General features: G+C 64.4%; 11 protein-coding genes. 3 read left to right on the forward strand and 8 right to left on the reverse strand.

The annotated features are described in order from the left end of the window. Positions 1-53: 53 nt before the first annotated feature. Positions 54-2,228, reverse strand: coding sequence for an alpha-ketoacid dehydrogenase subunit alpha/beta (locus FRC96_RS09050; RefSeq protein ID WP_230470054.1), 2,175 nt, complete (start codon positions 2,226-2,228; stop codon positions 54-56). Positions 2,229-2,468: 240 nt separating this feature from the next. After that, the gene (locus tag FRC96_RS09055; RefSeq protein WP_349632749.1) at positions 2,469-2,846 is read right to left on the reverse strand and encodes a GNAT family N-acetyltransferase; all 378 of its coding nucleotides are present in this window, start codon (positions 2,844-2,846) and stop codon (positions 2,469-2,471) included. A gap of 65 nt (positions 2,847-2,911) precedes the next feature. On the opposite strand from FRC96_RS09055, the gene FRC96_RS09060 reads away from it, so the two are divergent. Then, a complete protein-coding gene (locus FRC96_RS09060; protein WP_230470055.1) occupies positions 2,912-4,870 on the forward strand; it encodes an ABC-F family ATP-binding cassette domain-containing protein in 1,959 nt (652 codons plus the stop codon). Between the two features lie 559 nt (positions 4,871-5,429). Continuing rightward, positions 5,430-13,169: an IPT/TIG domain-containing protein gene (locus FRC96_RS09065; RefSeq protein ID WP_230470069.1), complete on the forward strand. Its 7,740-nt coding sequence runs from the start codon at positions 5,430-5,432 to the stop codon at positions 13,167-13,169. A 197-nt stretch (positions 13,170-13,366) separates the two neighbouring features. Here FRC96_RS09065 and FRC96_RS09070 read toward each other — a convergent pair whose 3' ends face one another. Continuing rightward, positions 13,367-13,774: a VOC family protein gene (locus tag FRC96_RS09070; RefSeq protein WP_146974173.1), complete on the reverse strand. Its 408-nt coding sequence runs from the start codon at positions 13,772-13,774 to the stop codon at positions 13,367-13,369. Between the two features lie 361 nt (positions 13,775-14,135). Between FRC96_RS09070 and FRC96_RS09075 the strand changes: the two genes are divergently transcribed. Further along, positions 14,136-15,554 carry a hypothetical protein gene (locus FRC96_RS09075; protein ID WP_146974174.1) on the forward strand — a complete coding sequence of 473 codons (1,419 nt, stop codon included), beginning with the start codon at positions 14,136-14,138 and terminating at the stop codon, positions 15,552-15,554. Between the two features lie 369 nt (positions 15,555-15,923). Here the strand turns inward: FRC96_RS09075 and FRC96_RS09080 are convergent, their stop codons facing one another. The 5 genes from FRC96_RS09080 to FRC96_RS09100 all read right to left on the reverse strand — a co-directional run bounded on the left by FRC96_RS09080 (position 15,924) and on the right by FRC96_RS09100 (position 21,109). Continuing rightward, positions 15,924-16,358 carry a hypothetical protein gene (locus tag FRC96_RS09080; protein ID WP_146974175.1) on the reverse strand — a complete coding sequence of 145 codons (435 nt, stop codon included), beginning with the start codon at positions 16,356-16,358 and terminating at the stop codon, positions 15,924-15,926. Further along, entirely contained in the window at positions 16,358-16,855 is a 498-nt protein-coding gene (locus FRC96_RS09085; RefSeq protein ID WP_146974176.1) for a hypothetical protein, read from the reverse strand. Before FRC96_RS09085 ends, FRC96_RS09080 begins: the two co-directional genes overlap by 1 nt. Beyond that, positions 16,845-17,333 carry a hypothetical protein gene (locus FRC96_RS09090; protein ID WP_230470056.1) on the reverse strand — a complete coding sequence of 163 codons (489 nt, stop codon included), beginning with the start codon at positions 17,331-17,333 and terminating at the stop codon, positions 16,845-16,847. The genes FRC96_RS09085 and FRC96_RS09090 overlap by 11 nt, the downstream gene beginning before the upstream one ends. Positions 17,334-17,651: 318 nt before the next feature. Continuing rightward, the gene (gene leuS, locus FRC96_RS09095) at positions 17,652-20,240 is read right to left on the reverse strand and encodes a leucine--tRNA ligase (RefSeq protein ID WP_146974178.1); all 2,589 of its coding nucleotides are present in this window, start codon (positions 20,238-20,240) and stop codon (positions 17,652-17,654) included. A 149-nt stretch (positions 20,241-20,389) separates the two neighbouring features. Further along, positions 20,390-21,109, reverse strand: coding sequence for a glutathione S-transferase N-terminal domain-containing protein (locus tag FRC96_RS09100; protein WP_230470057.1), 720 nt, complete (start codon positions 21,107-21,109; stop codon positions 20,390-20,392). Positions 21,110-21,139 lie beyond the last annotated feature (30 nt).

The following is a 21,139-nucleotide window of genomic DNA, read 5'->3' on the forward strand; positions in this document are numbered from 1 at the left end:
GCCGGGAGCACACGCTCCCGGCCTTCTTCGTTGATGCTTACGTGATGCTTAACTCAGTACTTCGCCAGCCACTCAATCGCCTCGGCCAGATCTTCGATCTGCGGGAGGATGCGATCTTCGAGGTCAGGGTGGTAGGCCACGAAGCTGTCGAGGGCGGCGACGCGCTTGACCGGCCCGTCGAGGTACTCGAAGAGCTCGTCGGCGATGCGGGTGGCGATCTCGGTGCCGTAGCCCCAGCTCATGTTGTCTTCGTAGGCAACAATGACCTTATTGGTCTTCTTGATCGAGGCGCTGATGGCGTCCCAGTCGTAGGGGCTGAGCGTACGCAGATCGAGGATCTCGACGCTGAGCTCCGGGTGCATCTTCGCGGCGCGGCGGCTGCGCTCCACAAGCGCGCCGTAGGTCACGATCGTCAGGTCGGTGCCCTCCTGAACGATGTTGGCCTTGCCGAAGGGGATCATGTAGTCGGGGCCGGGGTTTCGCCCCTTGTTGTAGGTCTGCCGGTAGAGGTGCTTGTGCTCCAGGAACATCACCGGGTCGTCGCCGCGGATCGCTGTGCGCAGAAGTCCGTTGGCATCCTCGGCGTTGGAGGGCATCACAACGCGCAGGCCCGGCACATGGGTGAAGAGGGTGACGCCGGATTGGCTGTGGTAAGGCGCGCCGCCCTTGAGGTAGCCGCCGATGGGCACACGCACCACGACCGGAGCCTTGAAGTTGTTGTTGGAGCGCCAGCGGATGTTGGAGAGCTCGTTCTTGAGCTGCATGTACGCCGGCCAGATGTAGTCGTAGAACTGGATCTCCACGACGGGTTTGAGGCCGCGGGTGGCCATGCCGATGGCACGGCCAATGATGTTGGCTTCCGCCAGCGGGCTGTTGAAGACGCGCACGCCGCCGAACTCCTCCTGGAGGCGGTGGGTGACCTTGAAGACGCCGCCTTTGCCTTTGACCTTGCCGAGTAGCTCCTCGTTGGTGACGTCAGCGACGTCTTCGCCGAAGACCACAATCGAGGGGTCGCGGCGCATCTCGGTGCGCAGCGCATCGTTGATGAGGTCGACCATCGTGGTCTCCTGCGCGTCGTCTTCGTAGACCGGGGAGGTCTCGAAGTCGCCGGAGGTCGGGTCGACGTCAGGGGAGTAGATGTAGTCGAGGGCGGTGTCCGGGTGCGGCGTGGGAAGCTCCAGGGCGTCATCGACCGCTTTGCGGACGGTGGCCTCCACCTCGGCGCGCACCGCAGCGATCTCATCCTCAGTGGCGATGCCTTCTTTGATGAGCCAGGCCGGGTAGGCGTTCACCGGGTCGCGCTTTGCCTCGGCTTCGCGCTCGTGGTCGGGCTTGTAGAGCTTCTCGTCGTCGGACATCGAGTGGCTGTAGGGGCGCACCACGTGCGCGTGCACGAGCGCCGGGCCCTTGCCGCTTCGGATGTAGTCGGCGGCCTCCTGCAACTTGCCATAGCTCTCGACCGGGTCGCAGCCGTCGAACTCGGTGATGAAGAGATTCTCAAAGCCGGAGCAGGCCTTCGAGATCGAGCCGCCGGCGGTCTGAACGCTGACCGGCACGCTGATGGCGTAGCCGTTGTCCTCGACCATGAACATCACCGGCAACTTCATCGCGCTGGCCGTATTGATCGCCTCCCAGAACTCGCCCTCGCTCGTCGCGCCATCACCGATGGAGACGTAGATGATCTCGTCGCCGGTGTACTGGTCCTTGCGATCCTGGAGGCCTTCGACCGCCGCCATGATGCGGGCGACCTGCGCGGCGCCGGCGGCCTGCAGCATCTGGGTGCCGGTGCAGGAAGACTGGCTGACGATGTTGAGATCTTTGTGGCCCCAGTGCGCCGGCATCTGCCGACCGCCGGAGTTGGGGTCTTCCGACGAGCCGACCGCCTCGGCCAGGACCTCCAGCGGCGTCATGCCCAGGGTCACGCAGAGCGCGCGGTCGCGGTAGTAGGGGTAGAACCAGTCGTAGGCGGGCTTGAGCACCTTGCCAGCGGCGACGAGGACGGCTTCGTGACCGGCGCCCGAGATCTGAAAGTAGATCTTCTGCTGACGCTTCAGGTTGATCTCGGCGTCATCGAGCTTTCGTGAGGTGTAGATGAGCCGGAACATCTCGACGAGCTCATCTTTGCTCAACCCGTAGTAGGGTTGATTGCCTTGATGCGTGGAGCCCGAACCGTTGGTTGTGGGCTGTGTGGACGGGCTCAGGTTACCTTGCTGTGTAGGTTCCACCACTTCACCTCCAGTGCGGGCGTACGACGCGTGTGTCGACAGGTTAAACGGGGTCGGCGCATGCCCGGGTTGGGCATCCGCGCGCGAGCGGCAGGCGCGCGAGCGGTCGGCTCGATTTGGCGCAGAACTAACACACGCTCAAGCGGGGCGACAAGGGAGGTTCGCGGCGATTTGGCGGGAGAAACGCCTGACGCGACGCGTCAGCCGCGGGCGAGGATGATCGCCCTGGATGAAGGCGTCGCGTCAGCGGGGGCGCAGGCCCACATGAAGCACGTCGGTGTAGCGCGCGTCGCCCTGCATCATCGCCCGGGCCACCCCGCAGATCGGGGTGATGCGCCCTCCCCTCGTTTGCACGAAGGCCGAGAAGTGATCGACCATCTCGCGGGCGTGGCCCTGCCCCCGAAACTCGGGGTTGGTCCAGAGGTAATCGAGGAAAAAGGTGTCCCCGTCGGTACGGAAGTCGATCCGCGAGACCACCACATCGGTGTCGGTGTCGGTTAACGTGGCCGGGCTTTGCTCTCCAGAAAATCTCAGGTTCATCGCGTCCTCCTCATAGACTTCCCACGCCCCCCAACGCCTCCGGGGGCTTTGATGGAAGAAGCGTCCAGGCTCGCCCGCTATTTCAGCGCGTGACTGGCGCCGAGGCGCACCTGACCGCCGGCAAGTACCTGTGCTAGATGAGGGTTATGAACCTGTTAAACGTACGAGATCTGAACATGAGCTTTGGCGCCCGGGCGCTCTACCGCGATGTGAGCTTCGGGCTCGACGCCGGAGAGCGGGTGGCGGTGGTCGGCCCCAACGGCTGCGGCAAGTCCACGCTGCTGAAGTTGATCGCCGGGGAGCTCAACCCGGACCAGGGCGACATCACGCTGCGCGGGGGCACCCGGGTGGGCTATCTGGCGCAGGAGGTCGCTTTCGGGCCGCAGACCACCTGCCGCGAAGTCGTGGCGCGGGCGATGGCGCCGACGCGCCAGGCGATTGAAGCCTTCAACGCCGTGAGCGCGCAACTGGCCAAGCCGCTGGACGACACAGAGATGGCGGAGCTCCTGGAGCGCCAGGCCGAACTTCAACAACATATCGAGCTTGTCGGGGGCTGGGACTGGGAGCATCGCGTCGAAGAGATGCTCGACCGCCTGGGCCTCTCGGCGCTGATCGATGTGCCGATGCGACTGCTTTCGGGGGGGCAACGCCGACGCGTGGGGCTTGCGCGCGCGCTACTCGATGACGCCGAGCTCTTGCTGCTCGACGAGCCGACCAACCACCTCGACGCCGAGGCGGTGGAGTGGCTCGAGGGTTGGCTGCAGGCCCGCCAGGGCGCGCTGATGCTGATCACGCACGACCGCTACTTTCTCGAGCAAGTCGCCGGGCGCATCCTGGAGATCGACCACGACGGCTTCTACGACTACCCGGGCAGCTTTAAAACGTACATGGAGCGGCGCCTGCATCGCATGGAGGTGCGCGAGCGCACCGAAGAAAAACGCCAGAAGGAGCTGGAACGCGAGCGCGAATGGCTCGATGGCAGCGCAAAATCAACCGCGAGGCGCGCGCGCTGGAGGGTCGAGGAGATTGAGGAGGCCGGCCGGCAGGATCCCGTCTACCAGCGCCGTCAGATTGAGATTGTCGTCCCGCCGCCCGGCCCGTTTAGCGATCAGATCCTTGTGGCGGCCGGGGTCTGGAAGTCCTTTGAGGCTGCGCGTCGGGGAGGCAGCGAGGGGGTGGCGCTCTTTGAGTCGGCCCATCTGAGCCTGCGTCCCGGCGACCGGGTCGGGATCGTGGGGCCAAACGGCTGCGGCAAGTCCACGCTCCTGGAGATGCTGGTGGGGAACCTGCGCCCCGACGCGGGGCGCGTGGAGCATGGGGAGCAGACCGAGATCGCGTATTTGCGGCAGGACGCCACCGGCGGGCCGCCGGAGGCCACCGTGTTGGAGGCGATGGGGGTGAGCGACTACGTGTGGCTGGGCAACCAGCGGCTGCACAAGCGCGACTATCTGGCGCGCTTTCTCTTCGACAAGCACCTGCAGCGCGCGAAAGTGCGCACCCTCTCCGGCGGACAGCGCCGGCGCCTGGCGCTGGCCAAAGTCATCGCCCAGAACGCCAACGTGCTCATCCTCGACGAACCCACCAACGACCTCGACATGATGGCGCTGCACGCGCTCGAAGAAGCGCTCTCCGGCTTTGAGGGCTGCGTGGTGATGGTGAGCCACGACCGCTACTTCCTCAACGCGACGTGCACGGCGATCGCGGCCGTCGAAGATCGCACGCTGCAACGCTACGAGGGCGACTACGACGCGTATCGCGCGCGACGGCCGGCGCTGTCTCCGGCGAAGACCTCGGCGGTGGGCGCGGATGCCAGCACGTCCGCGCCTGGCAGGACGCGACGTAAGGACGACGCGCAGAAGACGCGCGCACCGAAGGCAGAGCGCGCGGGGTTGAGCTTTAAAGAACGCCAGCGCCTCACGGAGCTCGAAGGTGAGCTGGAGAGGCTCGAGGAGAAAAAGGGGGATATCGAAGCGCAGCTCAGCGATCCGGCGCTCTATGCCAGCCGGAGCTCGGAGGTCGGGCCGCTCAATCGAGAGCTTCAATCCCTCAACGACGCGATCAAGGTCCTGTGGGCGGAGTGGAGCGCGCTGGAAGAGAAGCGCTGACACGCTCGCCCTGGCGAGCTCAACCGGCCTCCTTGCACGCCCGCGGTCGCGATGCGTTCAACGTCTCGGGAGACGCAGGCGCAGCCCCCTCCCCGTTGAGAACCCGGCGGAGCCAGCGAGGGTTTGTGCATCCCTGAGCTGCTCATCCCACCTCGCCGGGTGGTGCGAGAGCGGGGTCGTGTTCGCACCGACGGCGCCCGAATTCACGCACATTACCCCGAGCTCAAACGCACCCGGACCTCCGTCCCTGGCGCATCCCCTCGCCGCGACCGGTCGTGGCCGGGGGCTCACGACACCCTGACGCATCAACGCCTCCGGAGCGCATTGATGCGTGGGCTGAGAGGCGGGTTGTAACTATTCGTTCCATATTGTAAGACATTGAAAGCGTTTAGCTTTAATCCCACCCCACACACCTCTCCCCTCCGATCTTCAAGCTCACTGGCACAACGCGGTGCGTTGAATGCCGGCCCGCGATCCGGCCTTCTGTCCGGCTTCGTTGACGCCTTTGCCACACCTTATCTCCAGGGTTGTCATGAGATTTCGTCTTGTTTTGCTTTCCGTGCTTCTCTCCGTCGCCGTGGCCTGCGGCGATGACGGGGTCGCTTCCAACGTCAACACCGAACCCGACGTCGGAGACACCGACGCCGACGTGGAAGAGGTGCTTCCCGACGACGCCGACCGCGACGGACTCAGCGATGACGAGGAAGCTGACCTCGGTACCGACCCCAATAACCCCGACACCGACGGCGACGGCGTCACCGATGGTGGCGAGGTCGATCAGGGCACGAACCCGCTGAACGTCGACAGCGACCACGACGGCCGCACCGATGGCGAGGAGATGGCGGAGGGCACCGATCCGCTCAACCCCGACACCGACGGCGACGGGCTTAGCGACGGCGAAGAAGCCGACTTCGGCTCCGATCCCAGAAGAAAGGACACCGACGGCGACGGGCTTACCGACGATCTGGAGAAAGCCGAAGGCACCGATCCTCTCGATGAAGACAGCGACGACGACGGGCTCTCCGACGGCGACGAGATCCTGCTGGGGACCGATCCTCTTGACGAGGACACCGACGATGACGGGTTGCTCGACGGCGAAGATCCCAACCCGCTGATTCCCTTCAGCGACCCGAACGTCGACACCGACGGCGACGGCCTCACCGACGCCGAAGAGCTCGATCTGGGCACCAACCCCAACGAGGTCGACACCGACGGCGACGGGATTAGCGACTACGACGAAGTGCAGCTGGGCACTGACCCGACCAACCCCGACACCGACGGCGACGGCATCCCCGATGGCGAGGATCCCTTCCCGCTTGAGCCAGCCGCCGGCGATGACGCCGACGGTGACGGCATCCCCGACGACCTCGATCCCGATCCCAACAACGCCGACACCGACGGCGACGGGCTCTTCGACGGTGAGGAAGACGAGAACCTCAACGGCGAAGTGGACCCCGGTGAGACCTACCCGACCAACCCGGACAGCGACGGCGATGGGTTGAGCGATGGGGAAGAGGTCATCGCGGGCAATGACGGCTTTGTGACCGACCCGCTCGGCAACGACACCGACAACGACGGCATCCTCGACAGCGTCGATCCTGACCCCACCGACCCCAATATCCCCGGCGAAGGCGGTCCGGCGGATCGCGACGGCGACGGTGTCCCGGACGATGTCGACGCCAACCCGGACAACCCCGACAGCGACGGCGACGGCCTGCTTGACGGGCAGGAAGACGAAAACGGCAACGGCGTCGTCGACGCTGGCGAGACCGACCCGAACAACCCCGACAGCGACGGCGACGGGTTGGACGACTTCGAGGAGAGCATCCCCGGCGAAGACGGCGTCGTCACCGACCCGAACAACTCGGACACCGACGGCGACGGCATCCTCGACAGCGTCGACGACGAGCCGACGATCCCCGGCAGCGAAGCTGACAGCGCCGCGGACCGCGACGGCGACGGCGTGCCCAACGCGATCGACAAAGACCCGGACAACCCCGACAGCGACAATGACGGACTGCTCGACGGTCAGGAAGACAAGAACGGCAACGGCATCGTCGATCCTGGCGAGACCGACCCCTTCAGTGGCGATACCGACAACGACCGCCTCTCCGACGGGCTGGAGGTCAAGGTCTCGGGTACCGACCCGAACGATCCGGACACCGACAATGACGGGCTGCGCGACGGCGACGAAGATGCCAACAGCAACGGCATCGTCGACGCCGATGAGACCGATCCGCTCAACCCGGACACCGACGGCGACGACCTCAACGACGGTCTGGAGTCCGCCTACGGCACCGATCCGCTCGACCCGGACACCGACGGCGACGGCCTCAACGACGGCATCGAGGTCGCCATCGGCACCGACCCGCTGCTCGCTGACACCGACGGCGACACGATGACCGACAGCCAGGAGCGCGCGGCGGGCACCGACCCGCTGGTGCGCGACGCCTTCGACGATCCGGACGGTGACGGGCTGCGCAACATCGATGAAGTTGCCATCGGCACCCGCGCCGACAACGCGGACACCGACGAGGACGGCGTGCTCGACGGCGTCGACCCCGACCCGCTCGATCCCTTCGTCCCGGGCCCGAGCATCGGGGACAGCGATGGCGACGGCGTCCCTGACGCCGTCGATCCCGATCCGAACAACCCCGACGCCGACGGCGACGGCCTGCTCGACGGTCAGGAAGATCGCAACGCCAACGGCGTGATCGACGCCGGTGAGACCGACCCGATGGACGCCGACACCGACGACGACGGGCTCAACGACGGCCTGGAAGATCTCAATGGCAACGGCGAAGTCGACGCCGATGAGACCGATCCGCTCAACCCGGACACCGACGGCGACGGCTATTACGACGGCGTCGACAACCACCCTCTTGACCCGAGCCTGCCGCTTCCCGGGGAGCTCGACAGCGACTTTGACGGCGTCCCGGACAGCGTTGATGGCGATCCCAACAACGCCGATACCGACGACGACGGCCTGCTCGATGGTCAGGAAGATCGCAACGGCAATGGCATCGTCGACGCTGGCGAGACCGACCCCAATGATGCGGACACCGATGGCGACGGCATCTCCGACGGCGACGAAGATCGCAACGCCAACGGCATCGCCGACGGCACTGAGACCGACGCGCTCAACCCGGACACCGACGGCGACGGCATCCTCGACGGCGTGGACAGCCACCCGCTCAACCCGGACCTTCCGGTAAGCGACGCCGATAGCGACGGCGACGGAGTGCCCGACCTCTTTGACGCCTTCCCGAATAACCCCGACGCCGATGGCGACGGGCTGCTCGACGGCCAGGAAGATCGCAACGGCAACGGCAGCGTCGATGAGGGTGAGACCTCTCCCATCATCGCGGACACCGACAGCGACGGCATCGTCGACGGTCAGGAAGACAAGAACGCCAACGGTCGCGTTGACGCCGGGGAAACCGACCCGCTGGACAACGACACCGACGGTGACGGCATCCTCGACGGCGTCGATCCCGAGCCGCTGGTCGCCGACACCAACCCCACCGGCGACCTCGACGGCGACGGACTTCCCAACGCGATCGACCCCGATCCGAACAACCCGGATACCGACGAGGACGGGCTGCTCGATGGCCAGGAAGACAAGAACGCCAACGGCATCGTCGACGCCGGTGAGACCGATCCGACCAACCCGGACACCGACGGCGACGGGTTGAGCGACGGCTATGAAGATCGCAACCTCAATGGCGAGTTTGACGCTGGCGAGACCGACCCGCTCAACGCGGACACCGACGGCGACGGCATCCCGGATGGCGAAGACGCCCTGCCTGATGATCCCGAGTACAGCCGCGATACCGACGGCGACGGCACGCCCGACGAACTCGACTCCGACGACGACGGCGATGGCTTGAGCGACATCGAAGAGACGACCGCAGGCAGCGACGGCGTCATCACCAACCCGCTCAACCCGGACACCGATGGTGACGGCGTCAACGATCGCGACGACCTTCGCCCGCTCAACCCCGACGCCGACGATGACGGCCTGCGCGATGGCGAGGAAGACCTCAACGGCAACGGCGTGGTCGACGCCGGTGAGACCGATCCGCTCGATCCGGACACCGACGGCGACGGCATCAACGACGGCGACGAGCTCGACCAGGGCACCGACCCGCTCACCCGTACGCTGACGGCCACCGGCCTTCAGCCCAACTACGGTAGCGAGAGCGGTGGCACGGCCTTCGTGCTCGAAGGCTCGGGCTTTGTCCCCGGCACCACCGTGAGCATCGGCGGCACGCCGGCGACCGGCATCTCCATCCTCTCTCCGACGCGCATCGAAGGCCGTAGCCCGGCCGGAAGTGTGGGCTCGGCGGACGTGACCGTGACCGACTCCGATGGCGAGAGCGTCACGATCGCCAACGGCTTCTCGTATGTCGTCTCCTCGACGATCGTGACCGACACGACCATCGACGCCGGCGACGAGACCTACGAGGACGCCTGCCTGGTCATCGACGCTCCCATCACCGTGACCATCAACGGCACCCACCACTTCGAGTGCCTCCAGCTCAAAGACGGCGCGGTTCTGACGCACGACGAGGACAGCTTCCTCGACATCAGCGTCGACACCATCTTCAGCATCGACGCGGCGAGTGCCCTGGACGTCTCCGCCAAGGGCATCCTGGGTGCGGTGGAGGGCTCTGGCGAGCGCGGCACCTACGGGGGCGGCTCCCACGGTGGTCTGGGCGGTCGCAGCTCGAATGAGGTCAACGGCAACATCCAGTCGCCTTCGACACCCGGCTCCGGTGGCTACGGCAGCCGGCGCGGTGGCGGCGTGGCGCGCATCACCGTCGGCCCCTCGGGCTATGCCCGCATCGACGGCGCGCTGCGTGCCGATGGCCAGCGCTACAGCAGCTCCTCGTACGGCGGCGGCGCCGGTGGCTCGATCTACCTGTCGACCCCGCAGCTGCGCGGAGACGGCGTCATCAGTGCCAACGGCGGCCAGGGCGGCTCCTCCGGTGGCGGTGGCGGCGGGGGCCGCATCGCGCTGGTGAACCTCACCTCCGGCGGCCTCCACGACAGCTTCGCTGGCGAGTCGATTGTCGACGCGGTGCAGTCCTGCGGCGGCACCGGCAACGAGGTCGGCGGTGCGGGCACGATCTTTGTGCGCACCAACGCGCAGCAGAACGGTGATCTCATCGTCAACAACTGCGGCAACATCGGCACCACGCCGCTTCTGGCGCTGGGCGACAGCATCATCAACGCCCTCGACGGGCAGTCGATCAGCGACTTCAGCCTGGACGTGCCCACCGACTGGTACGTGGGCAGCTACATCAAGCCCAACGTGGCCGAGAACGCCACCGAGACCCTCAGCGATGACACGGCGCTGGCGATCGTGAGCCACGACGCCACAACCTTCATCCTGGACGGCGACCCGACCACCGCAGCCACGGTCAGCGACAGCTACCGGGGCATGCACATCTTCGACAACCTGGAGGTTTTGGGCGGCGCGCAGCTCACCAGCCCGGGCGACATCCTGGTGCTTGAGGGGGACCGCTTCAGCCGCGACACCTCGACCTTTGAGACCTCGGGTGCGGTCAGCGCGAACTTCTTCGACCTGCCCGGCGTCACGCGCATGGGCCTCACCGGCGACTTCGGTCACTGGTCGACCCCCGACGGCGTGGCGCGTATCGACTGGGTCGATGTGGAAGCAGCCCAGGGCACCATGGAGTCGCTTCGTTTCAACGACATCGCGCGGGTGGCCAACAGCACCGTGACCATCACGAACATTGATGGCCCGGGTGATCTGAGCGCCGAGGGAAGCACCCTGAGCGCCAGCCTCATCACCGTAGACTACGTCGATGTGCTCTCCTCCAGCGTGCTCACGCACACCACGGAAAGCGAAGACGGCCTCGCCATCATGGGCGCCTCGGGCATCTTTGTGGACGCGAGCTCCAGCATTGATGTGAGCGAGCGCGGCTACACCGGTCGCCCGGGCTTCCTCAACGACAGCGTGGGGACCTACGACGGTGGCACGCACGCCGGCCTGGGTGGTCGGTCTAACGGCTCAAGCCAGGTCTATGGCGACTACAGCGCGCCGAGGCACCTCGGTGGTGGCGGCTACGGCAGCCGTCGCGGCGGCGGTGCCGTGTGGATTGAGATGGCCCCCGGCGGGGTGATCGACCTCGACGGGACCATCGCGAGCAACGGCGCCCGCTTCTCCAGCAGCTCGTACGGCGGTGGCGCCGGCGGCAGCATCTACATCAACACCAACACGCTGCGCGGCGCCGGTGCCATCAGCGCCGACGGCGGCCAGGGCGGCTCCTCGGGCGGCGGCGGCAGCGGCGGACGCATCGCCGTCGAAGGCTTCACCCCCGCCAACCTCGCCGGCAACTTCGTCCCGGAGTTGATTGACACGACGCTCACCGCGTTTGGCGGCGGCAGTGGCAACGAGAACGGTGGCGCGGGCACCGTGTGGCTTCGCTCTCAAGCGCAGAGCTACGGTGACCTGATCGTCGACAACAACGACGCGGTCCGCCCCACGCCCTTGCTCGTGATCCCTTCGGGGACGATTGACACGATCACCACCTCGAGCATCGAAGATACCGCGCTTGATATGCCCGCCGACCTCTACCGCGGCGTGCGCATCAACCCGAACGTGGCGCAGAACGCCACGGCGACCTTCACCGACGACCAGCTCCTGCGCGTGACCGGCAACAGCCGCTCCACGCTGCAGCTTGCGGGAGACCCCACGGCCCTGAGCGCCGAGAACCGCGTCTTTGGCACGGTGTACGTCTTCGACAACCTGGAAGTCCGAGGTGGCGCGGAGCTGCGCGCCGAAGGGGCCGAGATCCTGGTGCGCCAGGGCGATCTTCAAAGCGGTGACACCGCCACGATGCGCCTCTCCGGGGCGATCAACGCCGACTTCACCGAGCTCGCCGGCGTCAACCGTCTGATCTACGAAGGCGGCTTCGGCACCGTGGTCGGCGGCGAGTCCATCTCGGTGGTCGATACGGTGAACATCGTCGCGGCCACCGGCACCATTGAGAAGCTGTGGGCTGGCTCCGTGGTGCGCATCGCCAACAGCACGCTCAGCGGTGAGGAAATTCGCAGCGATGGCAACGTGCGCATCATCGGCGCCTCCGACGCACAGTTTGAGAAGGTCGACCTCCCGGGCCTGCTGGAGCTTCGCGACAACGCGGTGCTTCGCCATCCCGTCGGTCATGAGGAAGGCCTGAGCATTTACGCTCCGGCGCAGGTCACGATCGCTGCCGACGCTGCGATTGAGCTCAGCGGCCTGGCCCCCAACCAGGTGCAGCCCAACACCGGGTCGGTGGGTACCTACGGTGGTGCCGCCCACGGCGGCCTCGGTGGTCGCAACAGCAACGACGCCTATGGCTCGTATATCTGGCCGACGACCTTCGGGAGCACCGGCTACGGAAACAACCGCGGCGGTGGCAAGCTCTACCTGGCCATGGCCCCGGGCGGGGTCCTCACGGTCCAGGGTCGCATCAGCGCCGACGGTAACCCCGGCACAAGCTCCAACCAGGGCGGCGGCTCCGGGGGATCGATTCTCATCGAGACCTCCACGCTGCTCGGCAGCGGCTTTATCACCGCACGCGGTGGTCTGGGTCGCACCAACGGTGGATCGGGCGGGGGCGGTCGCATTGCCCTCCACGGCATGGACGCCGGCGGCTTGCAGGGCGGCTTTGCCGGCACCTCGATCTTCGACCATGTGCTCGCCCAGGGTGGCGGTGGCACCTACGTGGGTGGCGCCGGCACGATCTTCCTCAAGGGCGCGAGCCACACCTACGGCGACCTGATCATCGACAACAAGACGCTCCCCGGCGTCACCCCGATGGTCGACGTCACCACCTCCATCGTCGATGAGGTCTTCACCGATGGCCTGGCAAGCCTGAGCCTGGCGATGGCGCCGGAATTCTTCGCCGGTCAGCGCATCCGTCCCAACGCCGCCCAGGCCAACGATGGCGATCTTCGCGATGACCTGGTCTTGTCGATCACCGGCCACAACGCCACCGACCTCTGGCTGGACATGACCCCGCTGGGCGGCGCCCCGCTCACCGGAGCGGTGGCCGAGGGCGACACGATGCGGGCCGCCCACACCTTCGACAGCCTGGAGGTTCGCGGCGGCGCTCGCTTCGAGACCACCGGCGACGTGCTGGTCTACGAGGGCGACTACGCCAGCGAAGACAGCGCGACCTTCGTGCTGCCGATCAACTCGGTGATCGACGCCAACATCGTGGACTTCAACACCGCCACGTTGCTGGAGAGCGGCACGATCAACGCGACGGTCTACACCCGCTGACGCTGCTCGCGCAGGTTGGCTTCGGCCGACCTGCGTATCGACAGCGATCCACGTAAAAAAGCCGGCCTCCGCAAGGAGGTCGGCTTTTTTCGATGGGAGGAGTCGGCTGACGTGAGGATCACCCCGTGCCGACGTCCGGCGAGCGACAAGGCCCCCCGGGCGATAAACCACTCACCCTGGATCCTCACCGTCGCCGCTCAGGCTTCCGGGGCGCCCCCCTCCAGCTCGTGCGCGCTCGGCACCTGGGGCACCCGAAAATGCGGGTTATAAATCAACCCCAGTCGGTTCCCGAAAGGATCGGCCAGCGACGCCACCCAGATCTCCTCACCGGTGTTCCAAGGCTCCACAAGCGAGGTGGCCCCGAGCTCGATCAAGCGCTTAAACGACGCCTGTATATCCTCCACCCCCCATAAGGTCTCAGAGCCACCGAGCGAAGGCGCAAGATCGCCCTCGGCCGGCATCAACCCCAGCTCGTAGCCGTGAACATCAAAGCCCACGTAATGCTCGGTTTCGTAATAGGGGGTGGTCTCGAAGGCCTGAATGTACCAGGCGGTGGCGGCTTTAAGATCGTCGACGGGGTAGATGACGGTGCGAAGTCCGAGCATGGGGTTCCTCCGTGGTTGGTATGCATGCATCAAATGTCGGGCGACTGGACCGCTCTGCAAAGTTTCGTGATGGTAGGAAATACGCGCGTTTTAGAAGCTTGCTATCCGGTGCCTTATGAAATCCTGGACCATCTCCCCTCACAGTGCCGAGTTACTAGAACGGCTGCCTGTCTATAAACCGAGCGAAACAAGGAGCATCCTACGACTCGTTCGACTGGCTGCCTTCACAGACACACGGCACGCAGTGCTACGTCAACTGGTGCAAGCTGGCGAACCCGGAATCGTTCGAGCTCTAATCTACCGAATGAGGCCAGACGATCGAGCGTATAATCTGGCTACCGCCGAAGCTGTTTGTGAGTTGATGGCGCGGATTCCGCTCGACGATCTGGCCGCATTCTCTCGGTGGGTGCGTAGCGGCTATATCCACTATATATGGCCGAGCTGGCGATTGGATGAAACGCTTCTCCGAGAGCTAGAAAGCCTCAACGCGCCCCATATCACCCTGTTCTGGGGACTGCTTAGCATGCACCCCTCCGGCTACAATCGCGAAGCGGTGCTTCGCCCGCTGGCGAGGTCCCGGAACGGGAAAGAACTTCCCTTCATCATGCTACGCGCGCTGGATTGGGTACCCGAGGTTCGCGCGCCTGCGCTCGAAGCCCTGCGCGCGCGCATCACCGGCGCTTACGCGCCTCACTTCGCGAACGCGCTGACCGGGGTTGTTCGCCTCGCGAGCGCTCACGAGCGTTACAGCGACGTTCACGCGATCGTCGACTCCATTCACAGGCTTTTGACGTCCCCGGACCACGCCTCCTGCCTGCTTAATGCGATGGAAAGCGACTCCCGCATAACGCGGCGAGAGGCGTTTAGGCTGGCGCTGCGAGCCACGGACGAAGTCGCGGAAAGGGCCGAGTTTCTCGCAGTCACGTCGCGCGACCTGGCTCTGCGCCTTCGCGCTGTGGAACACGCGCCCGAAGTGATGAGCGGGGCCACCCTCCAGTCCTTCTGCGAGCGCACGCTCGGTGACCCTCATTATGTTGTGCGCCGCGCGGCCCTCCGCGCCATCGCCGAACATTGCCCCACGATTGCCGACGAGGTGCTCCACGCCGCGCTCATCGACCGCAACGCCGCCGTGCGCGGAGTCGCCAGATTCCACCTGCTGCACTCAGGCACCATCACGCTCGACGAGATTCGCGATCTGTATCGTCACGCTTTAGCCAGCGATGCCCCCTCTCAACGCGCGCTCGGACTCCAGGGCTTGAGCGAAGTCGGTACGCCCGACGATGCCGCCTGTATGGCGACCTACCTGAGCTCCGAGCACTCCAAGACGCGGCGGCTCGCGATCAAGGCAATCACGCGACTCGACGCCGTACTCGACCACCATGAAACGCTCGTCGCGATGCTAAACGATCCGGTCGCCAGCGTCGCTGCGGCAGCGCGCGACGCCCTTGGCACAACTCCGAACCACCTCGATGGTCCCGCTCTCTGGGAGTTCTACGCGCATGCCCCGCTTGCACACACGCGGCGCGTTGCGATGCACCTTTTGCGGCGTCTCCCGATCTGGACACGGATCGCCTACCTTTTGCGCATTGCAGAAACATCTCCCGAGAATGCCCTGCAATCACTGCGTTCCTGGTGCAGACAAGCCAATCAGACCTTCACGTCGATGTCCGAAGACGCGTATGACGAGGCCGAGCGTGCGCTGAAGAACGCCCGGGGAGCTCTCCCGGATGGCATGGATGATACGATTGCCGGATTGCTTCAGGCGAAGCTAGCAGGATAGCCGACCCCGAATGGGTTTGCGCATTGCGACGCACCAATGATGACGCCGCGGCGATGTGTGGATTGAACGTCACGAACGATACCGTGTCCCCGACACTTAAGCTCGCGTACGCTCCGATTCAAAACACGTCCCCGACACGCAAGCTCGCGTGCTCTCCAATACAAAACGCCTCCCCGACGCCCGATCTCGTGTTTTGAATTCCCAAAACGCGTGCACGGCGCTCGATCTCACGATTTAGCCTTTTCCCTGAACAAAAAACGCCGGCGACCTCTCGGCCGCCGGCGTTTTTTGTTCATCTTCTGGCTTCGTTGAGCTCACCATCCAGGTCGTTGGGAACTCGACAGGAAACGCGTTGCGCTCGACCACCTTCTACGAATCGTCGCTTTGACTCGAGCTGGAGGCCAACTGACGAAGGTCAATGAGTGGCAAGCGAAACGACTCGCCAGCCTCGTCCATAAGCCTGGAGATCATAGGTCTCATATAGCTCAAAATCGCCGACATGATGCTGAGCCGACACTGCTTCTCGAACACCTCACGACTTAAACTTCCGTCCTGCCTGGCGATCGCAGCATATTCAATACGCAACTCGAAAGGCCCGTCCCCCTCCACCCACTCCACTTCAACTCGAAACGTTGTAATCGCCTCATTAGGATCGTACTCATCAATCCCGACGCCTCCCTGGAGCGATAGTTTGTAGTCGAGTTCTTTCAGGTCAAAACTCCCTCGTTCTTCCGAAAACTTAAAATGAAGCTCACGAAGCGAAGTCCCTATGAGCTGAATCGGACTCAAGTAGTCATTATCCATCAGGCATAAACCTCATCAGCGTCGTCCGAGGGGTTCCTACGCGCCATCCGAACCTGGACAACGTCGCGCCTGTCGGCAGCGTTATGGTCGACCGTCTCTCGGTTCATAGCCACTCTCTCATGAAAAATCGTACTCATGAACCGCTCCATCGGAACATTCCGTAAACACATGGCAGCTAGATGAGTGGATACGTCCTGCTCGTGGAGGAACATCACCTCGCTCCACGTCGCGACTGTCGCGAGCTCAAGGAGCGTCGACGCCCTTTGAGCGATCATTTCATTGAGGGTCGAGTGACGCTCGTAGTGATCTTTTACAACCGCTGCAAATCCGGGTTCCGATGCGGACAAGCGATTCAAACCTTGTCCCAAAACCGGCCCCTCGGGCTGCTCCGACAACTCAGCCCCGTAGGAGTGCAATGCAGAGACAATCCAATCCTCCGACGCAGAGTCGATAACCTCCAACGCTTGTTCGAGATCTTGTTCTAAGTCACGCGCCATCGCAAACCTCGCACTTTTTGATGATAGAAGGGTCAAAAACGACGATCACCATACGAAACCCCGCGACCAACTGAGTTCCCACCGACTGCGCCGTATCGTTCCCCTCCTTCAAATGTACCGCAATCCGTACGCCCTTTACAGGCGGCCGGCCGGCGACTTTCAACGCCTCCTGGGTCAAGTGGACCAGCGCACCGTCTCGCGTGAATCCGCGAGCCTCCAGGTTTTGAAGGGCTGCCTCGCTTCTCTTAGAAGGTGCGATCGAACGTGCCACTTTTCGCAAAGCGTTCTGAGCAAACACGGTGGTCAGATCAAGGCAATCGCTCAGATCGATCTCGGCTCTAATGACCCTGGGAGCCTGGTCGTCGACGATACGTGTCGCCCACCACCCGGCCGTTTTCTTGTCGTTATCCCAAAAGTAGATGCCCGGACCCAACCAACCCTTGTTCGAAGGCGGCCACGTGCCTTGTTGACTCACCACGAGGGCCTTCTCTTCGGAGCATCCGTGATACCCGATCGCTCTGTACGTAAAACTAGGCACGCGCACGTCTCCACGCACTACTTTGACAACGTCAATGATCCAGACTTTCTTTCCAGATCGAGGGCTCACCGACATTACCATCGCTCGCCCGGACTCCTGCCACAAGCGCCGCAACAAAAACGCCGGCGACCTCTCGGCCGCCGGCGTTTTTTGTTCATCACTTAACTTCGTTGAGCTTGCTTCTCGCCTTCGTTGCCCGCTCACCTCGAAGGTCGTCAGGCGCCCGCTACAGGCTCCCGGACGCCCGCACCGCTCGCCTCAATTCGCCACAAAGTTCAGAATCCGACCCGGCACAAAGATCACGCGACGAATCGTCTTACCCGTCAGGTGCTCCTCGACCTTCGGGTTGGCGCGCGCGAGCTTCACGACGGCCTCCTCGTCGACGTCTTTGGGCACGGTGATCTCCCCGCGCAGCTTGCCCATCACCTGGACGGCCAGCTCATAGGAGTCGTCCTCCAGCCACGTCTCCTCAAACGAGGGCCAGGGCGCGTTGATGACGGAGGGCTCATTCCCCAGGCGCTCCCAGAGCTCCTCGGCGGTGTGCGGGGCGTACGGCGCGAGCATCTGCACCAGCGGGGCGACCGCGCTCTTTGGCACCGTGTCGAGCTTATAGAGGAAGTTCACGTACTCCATCATCGCGGCAATGGCGGTGTTGTAGCGCAGCTCCTCGGTGTCTTCGGTGACCTTTTTGATGGTGCGGTGCAGCTGGCGCAGCGTCTCATCGTTGGGCTCGCCATCGACCATCGTCGTGCTCAGGCCCTCATCGCCGGCGACCAGGCGCCAGATGCGCGAGAGGAAGCGGTGCACACCGCTGACGCCGCGGGAGTTCCAGGGCTTGGTCTGCTCCAGCGGTCCCATGAACATCTCGTAGAGGCGCAGGCTGTCGGCGCCGTACTCGGCGATGACGTCGTCTGGGTTGACGACGTTGCCGCGCGACTTCGACATCTTTTCGACGATCTCCTCAAGCTCCACGCCGTGCTCGGGGTGGAAGGGAACGTCGTTCTTCCAGAGAACCTTGTCGGCCGGGATGGTGGCCGGCGAGAGGTCCTGGCGGTCGCCGACCTCTTTGAAGCTCACCGGCTCGCCAGCGGGGGTTTTGAAATACTGGTAGGTCACCCCCAGGATCATCCCCTGGTTGACCACCCGCTGGAAGGGCTCTTTGGTGGAGACGACGCCGATATCGTAGAGCACCTTATGCCAGAAGCGCGCGTACAAGAGGTGCAACACGGCGTGCTCCGCACCGCCGACGTAGAGGTCGACGGGCATCCAGCGCTTTTCTTTCTCGGGGTCGACCGGGGCTTCGTCGTTTTTGGGGTCGATGTAGCGCAGGTAGTACCAGCAGGAGCCGGCCCACTGGGGCATCGTGTTGGTCTCGCGGCGCGCCGGGGTGCCGTCGCGCGGGTCGACGGTGTTGACCCAGTCCTCAATCGTCGCCAGCGGCGACTCACCGGTGCCGCTGGGCTGGTAGCGCTCCACATCCGGCAGGCTCAGCGGGAGCTGCTCTTCGGGCAGCGTCACGACCTCGCCATCTTCGCGATGCAGGATCGGGAAAGGCTCACCCCAGTAGCGCTGGCGGCTAAAGAGCCAGTCGCGAAGTTTGTAGTTGATGGTCCCCTGCCCCAGCCCCCGCTCTTCCAGCCAGGCGATGATGCTCTTCTTGGCCTCCTTGACCTTCATACCGCTCAAGAAGTCCGAGTTCACAAGCTCGCCGTCACCGGTATGCGCGGCCTCGGTGACGTCACCGCCGGAGATCACCTCGACGATCGCCAGGCCGTGGGCTTTTGCAAACTCCCAGTCGCGCTCATCGTGGCCGGGCACGGCCATGATCGCGCCGGTGCCGTAGCCGTAGAGCACATAATCGGCGATCCAGATCGGGATGCGCGCGCCGTTGACCGGGTTGATGGCGTAGGCCCCGGTGAACACGCCGCTCTTCTCTTTCTGCAGCTCGGTACGCTGCAGCTCGCTCTTGGTCGCGGCTTCCTTACGGTAGGCGTCGACCGCCTCGCGCTGCGCCTCACTGGCCAGATCATCGACCAGGGGATGCTCCGGCGCGAGCACCATGTAGGTGGCGCCAAAGAGGGTGTCGGGGCGCGTGGTGAAGACGCGGATGTTGGCGTCGAGCCCGTTGGCGGAGCCGGCGTCGACCTTGAAGTCGACCTCCGCGCCCTGCGAGCGCCCGATCCAGTTGCGCTGCATGTCTTTGAGGTGCTCCGGCCAGTCGATGATCTCCAGATCCTCGAGCAGGCGCTCGGCATAGGCCGTGATCTTGAGCATCCACTGGCGCATCGGCTTGCGGATCACCGGGTGGCCGCCGCGCTCGCTGCGCCCGTCGATGACCTCTTCGTTAGCCAGAACGGTGCCCAGCGCCGGGCACCAGTTCACGGGAACCTCGGCGATGTACGCCAGCCCCTGCTCATAGAGTTTGAGGAAGATCCACTGCGTCCAGCGGTAGTAGTCCGGGTCGGTGGTGTTGATCTCCCGATCCCAGTCGTAGGCAAAGCCCAGCGCCTGGAGCTGGCCCTTGAAGGTTTCGATGTTCTTGACGGTCGTGTCGCGCGGGTGGGTGCCGGTGTTGATGGCGTGCTGCTCGGCCGGAAGGCCAAACGCGTCCCAGCCCATCGGGTGCAGCACATCGAAGCCCCGCGCGCGCTTAAATCGCGCCATGATGTCGGTGGCCGTGTAGCCCTCAACGTGCCCCACGTGCAGCCCGGATCCCGAGGGGTAGGGAAACATATCGAGCACGAAGAAAGAGGGTTTGGAGAGGTCTTCTTCGACCTTAAAAGTCTTGTTCTTCTGCCAGAAGGCCTGCCACTTGGGCTCGATCTGATCGGGACGAAAATCGGACATGCTCGGGCTCGTTTGGAAAAAGTCGGGGTTGAATCCAGCTGATACGCAGAGGGGCGCGCCCTCCGCACGGGCCGCGGAGGACGCAGCGGGGCAGGTGTAGCCCAGCCCCGAAACAGGGGCAAGGAGCGCTCACCCCCTAAGACGCCGGCTCAGGCGTCGGCGCCGTAGGTTTGTTGCAGGTAGGCGACGATGTCGTCGGACTCGAACATCGCGACGTCATGGTTGGGATCGATGAGGTAAGGCACCATCATGCGCCCCGAGAGCTCGCGAAATTCGGGGCGACGCGCGGAGCCTTTGGCGACGTTTTTGACGTGGTAGTCAAGGTTGAGCTCGTTGAGCGCCTCGCGCACCTTTCGGCAAAATGGCGAGGCCTCAAAGTTGTAGAGGACGAGCGTGGACTCAGGTTGCTGACGAGCTTCCAGGCCCGGGCGTACGCGGATGCCCTTCGGGCGCACGATCGTGGCCATGGAGCCCGCCACCGTGCTGGGAAAGCTCGTAGCTTTGTCGAGAAACCCGCGGCCATCACCGTAGTGTTGGTGCAGATGCTCGATGATCGCCTCCGACTCCAAAAGCACCGTGTCGGTGTTGGGATCCACAAGCAGCGGAAACTGCGCCTTGCCGCTGAGCTCGACGGCGCGCGCTCGCTTGACTTCGTCGTTCTTCGCGCAGGTGCGATCGATAAACTCCAGGTCGAGCTCACTCATCGCCTCGCGCACCTTGCGGCAGTAAGGGCAGCCCTCAAACTCATAGAGTTCCAGCGGCTGCGCCGGGCGCGGCGGGTTCTCGCGGTTGTACGAGCTCACAAAGAGCCCCCGACCGGCGCGCATCATCGAGACCATCAGCGAGTGGACGTTGTTCAGAGCAGACATGGCGATCCTTGAGCGCGAGCGCGCGCACGA

This window comes from Lujinxingia vulgaris, assembly GCF_007997005.1.
In the GTDB taxonomy this organism is placed as follows: Bacteria; Myxococcota_A; Bradymonadia; order Bradymonadales; family Bradymonadaceae; genus Lujinxingia.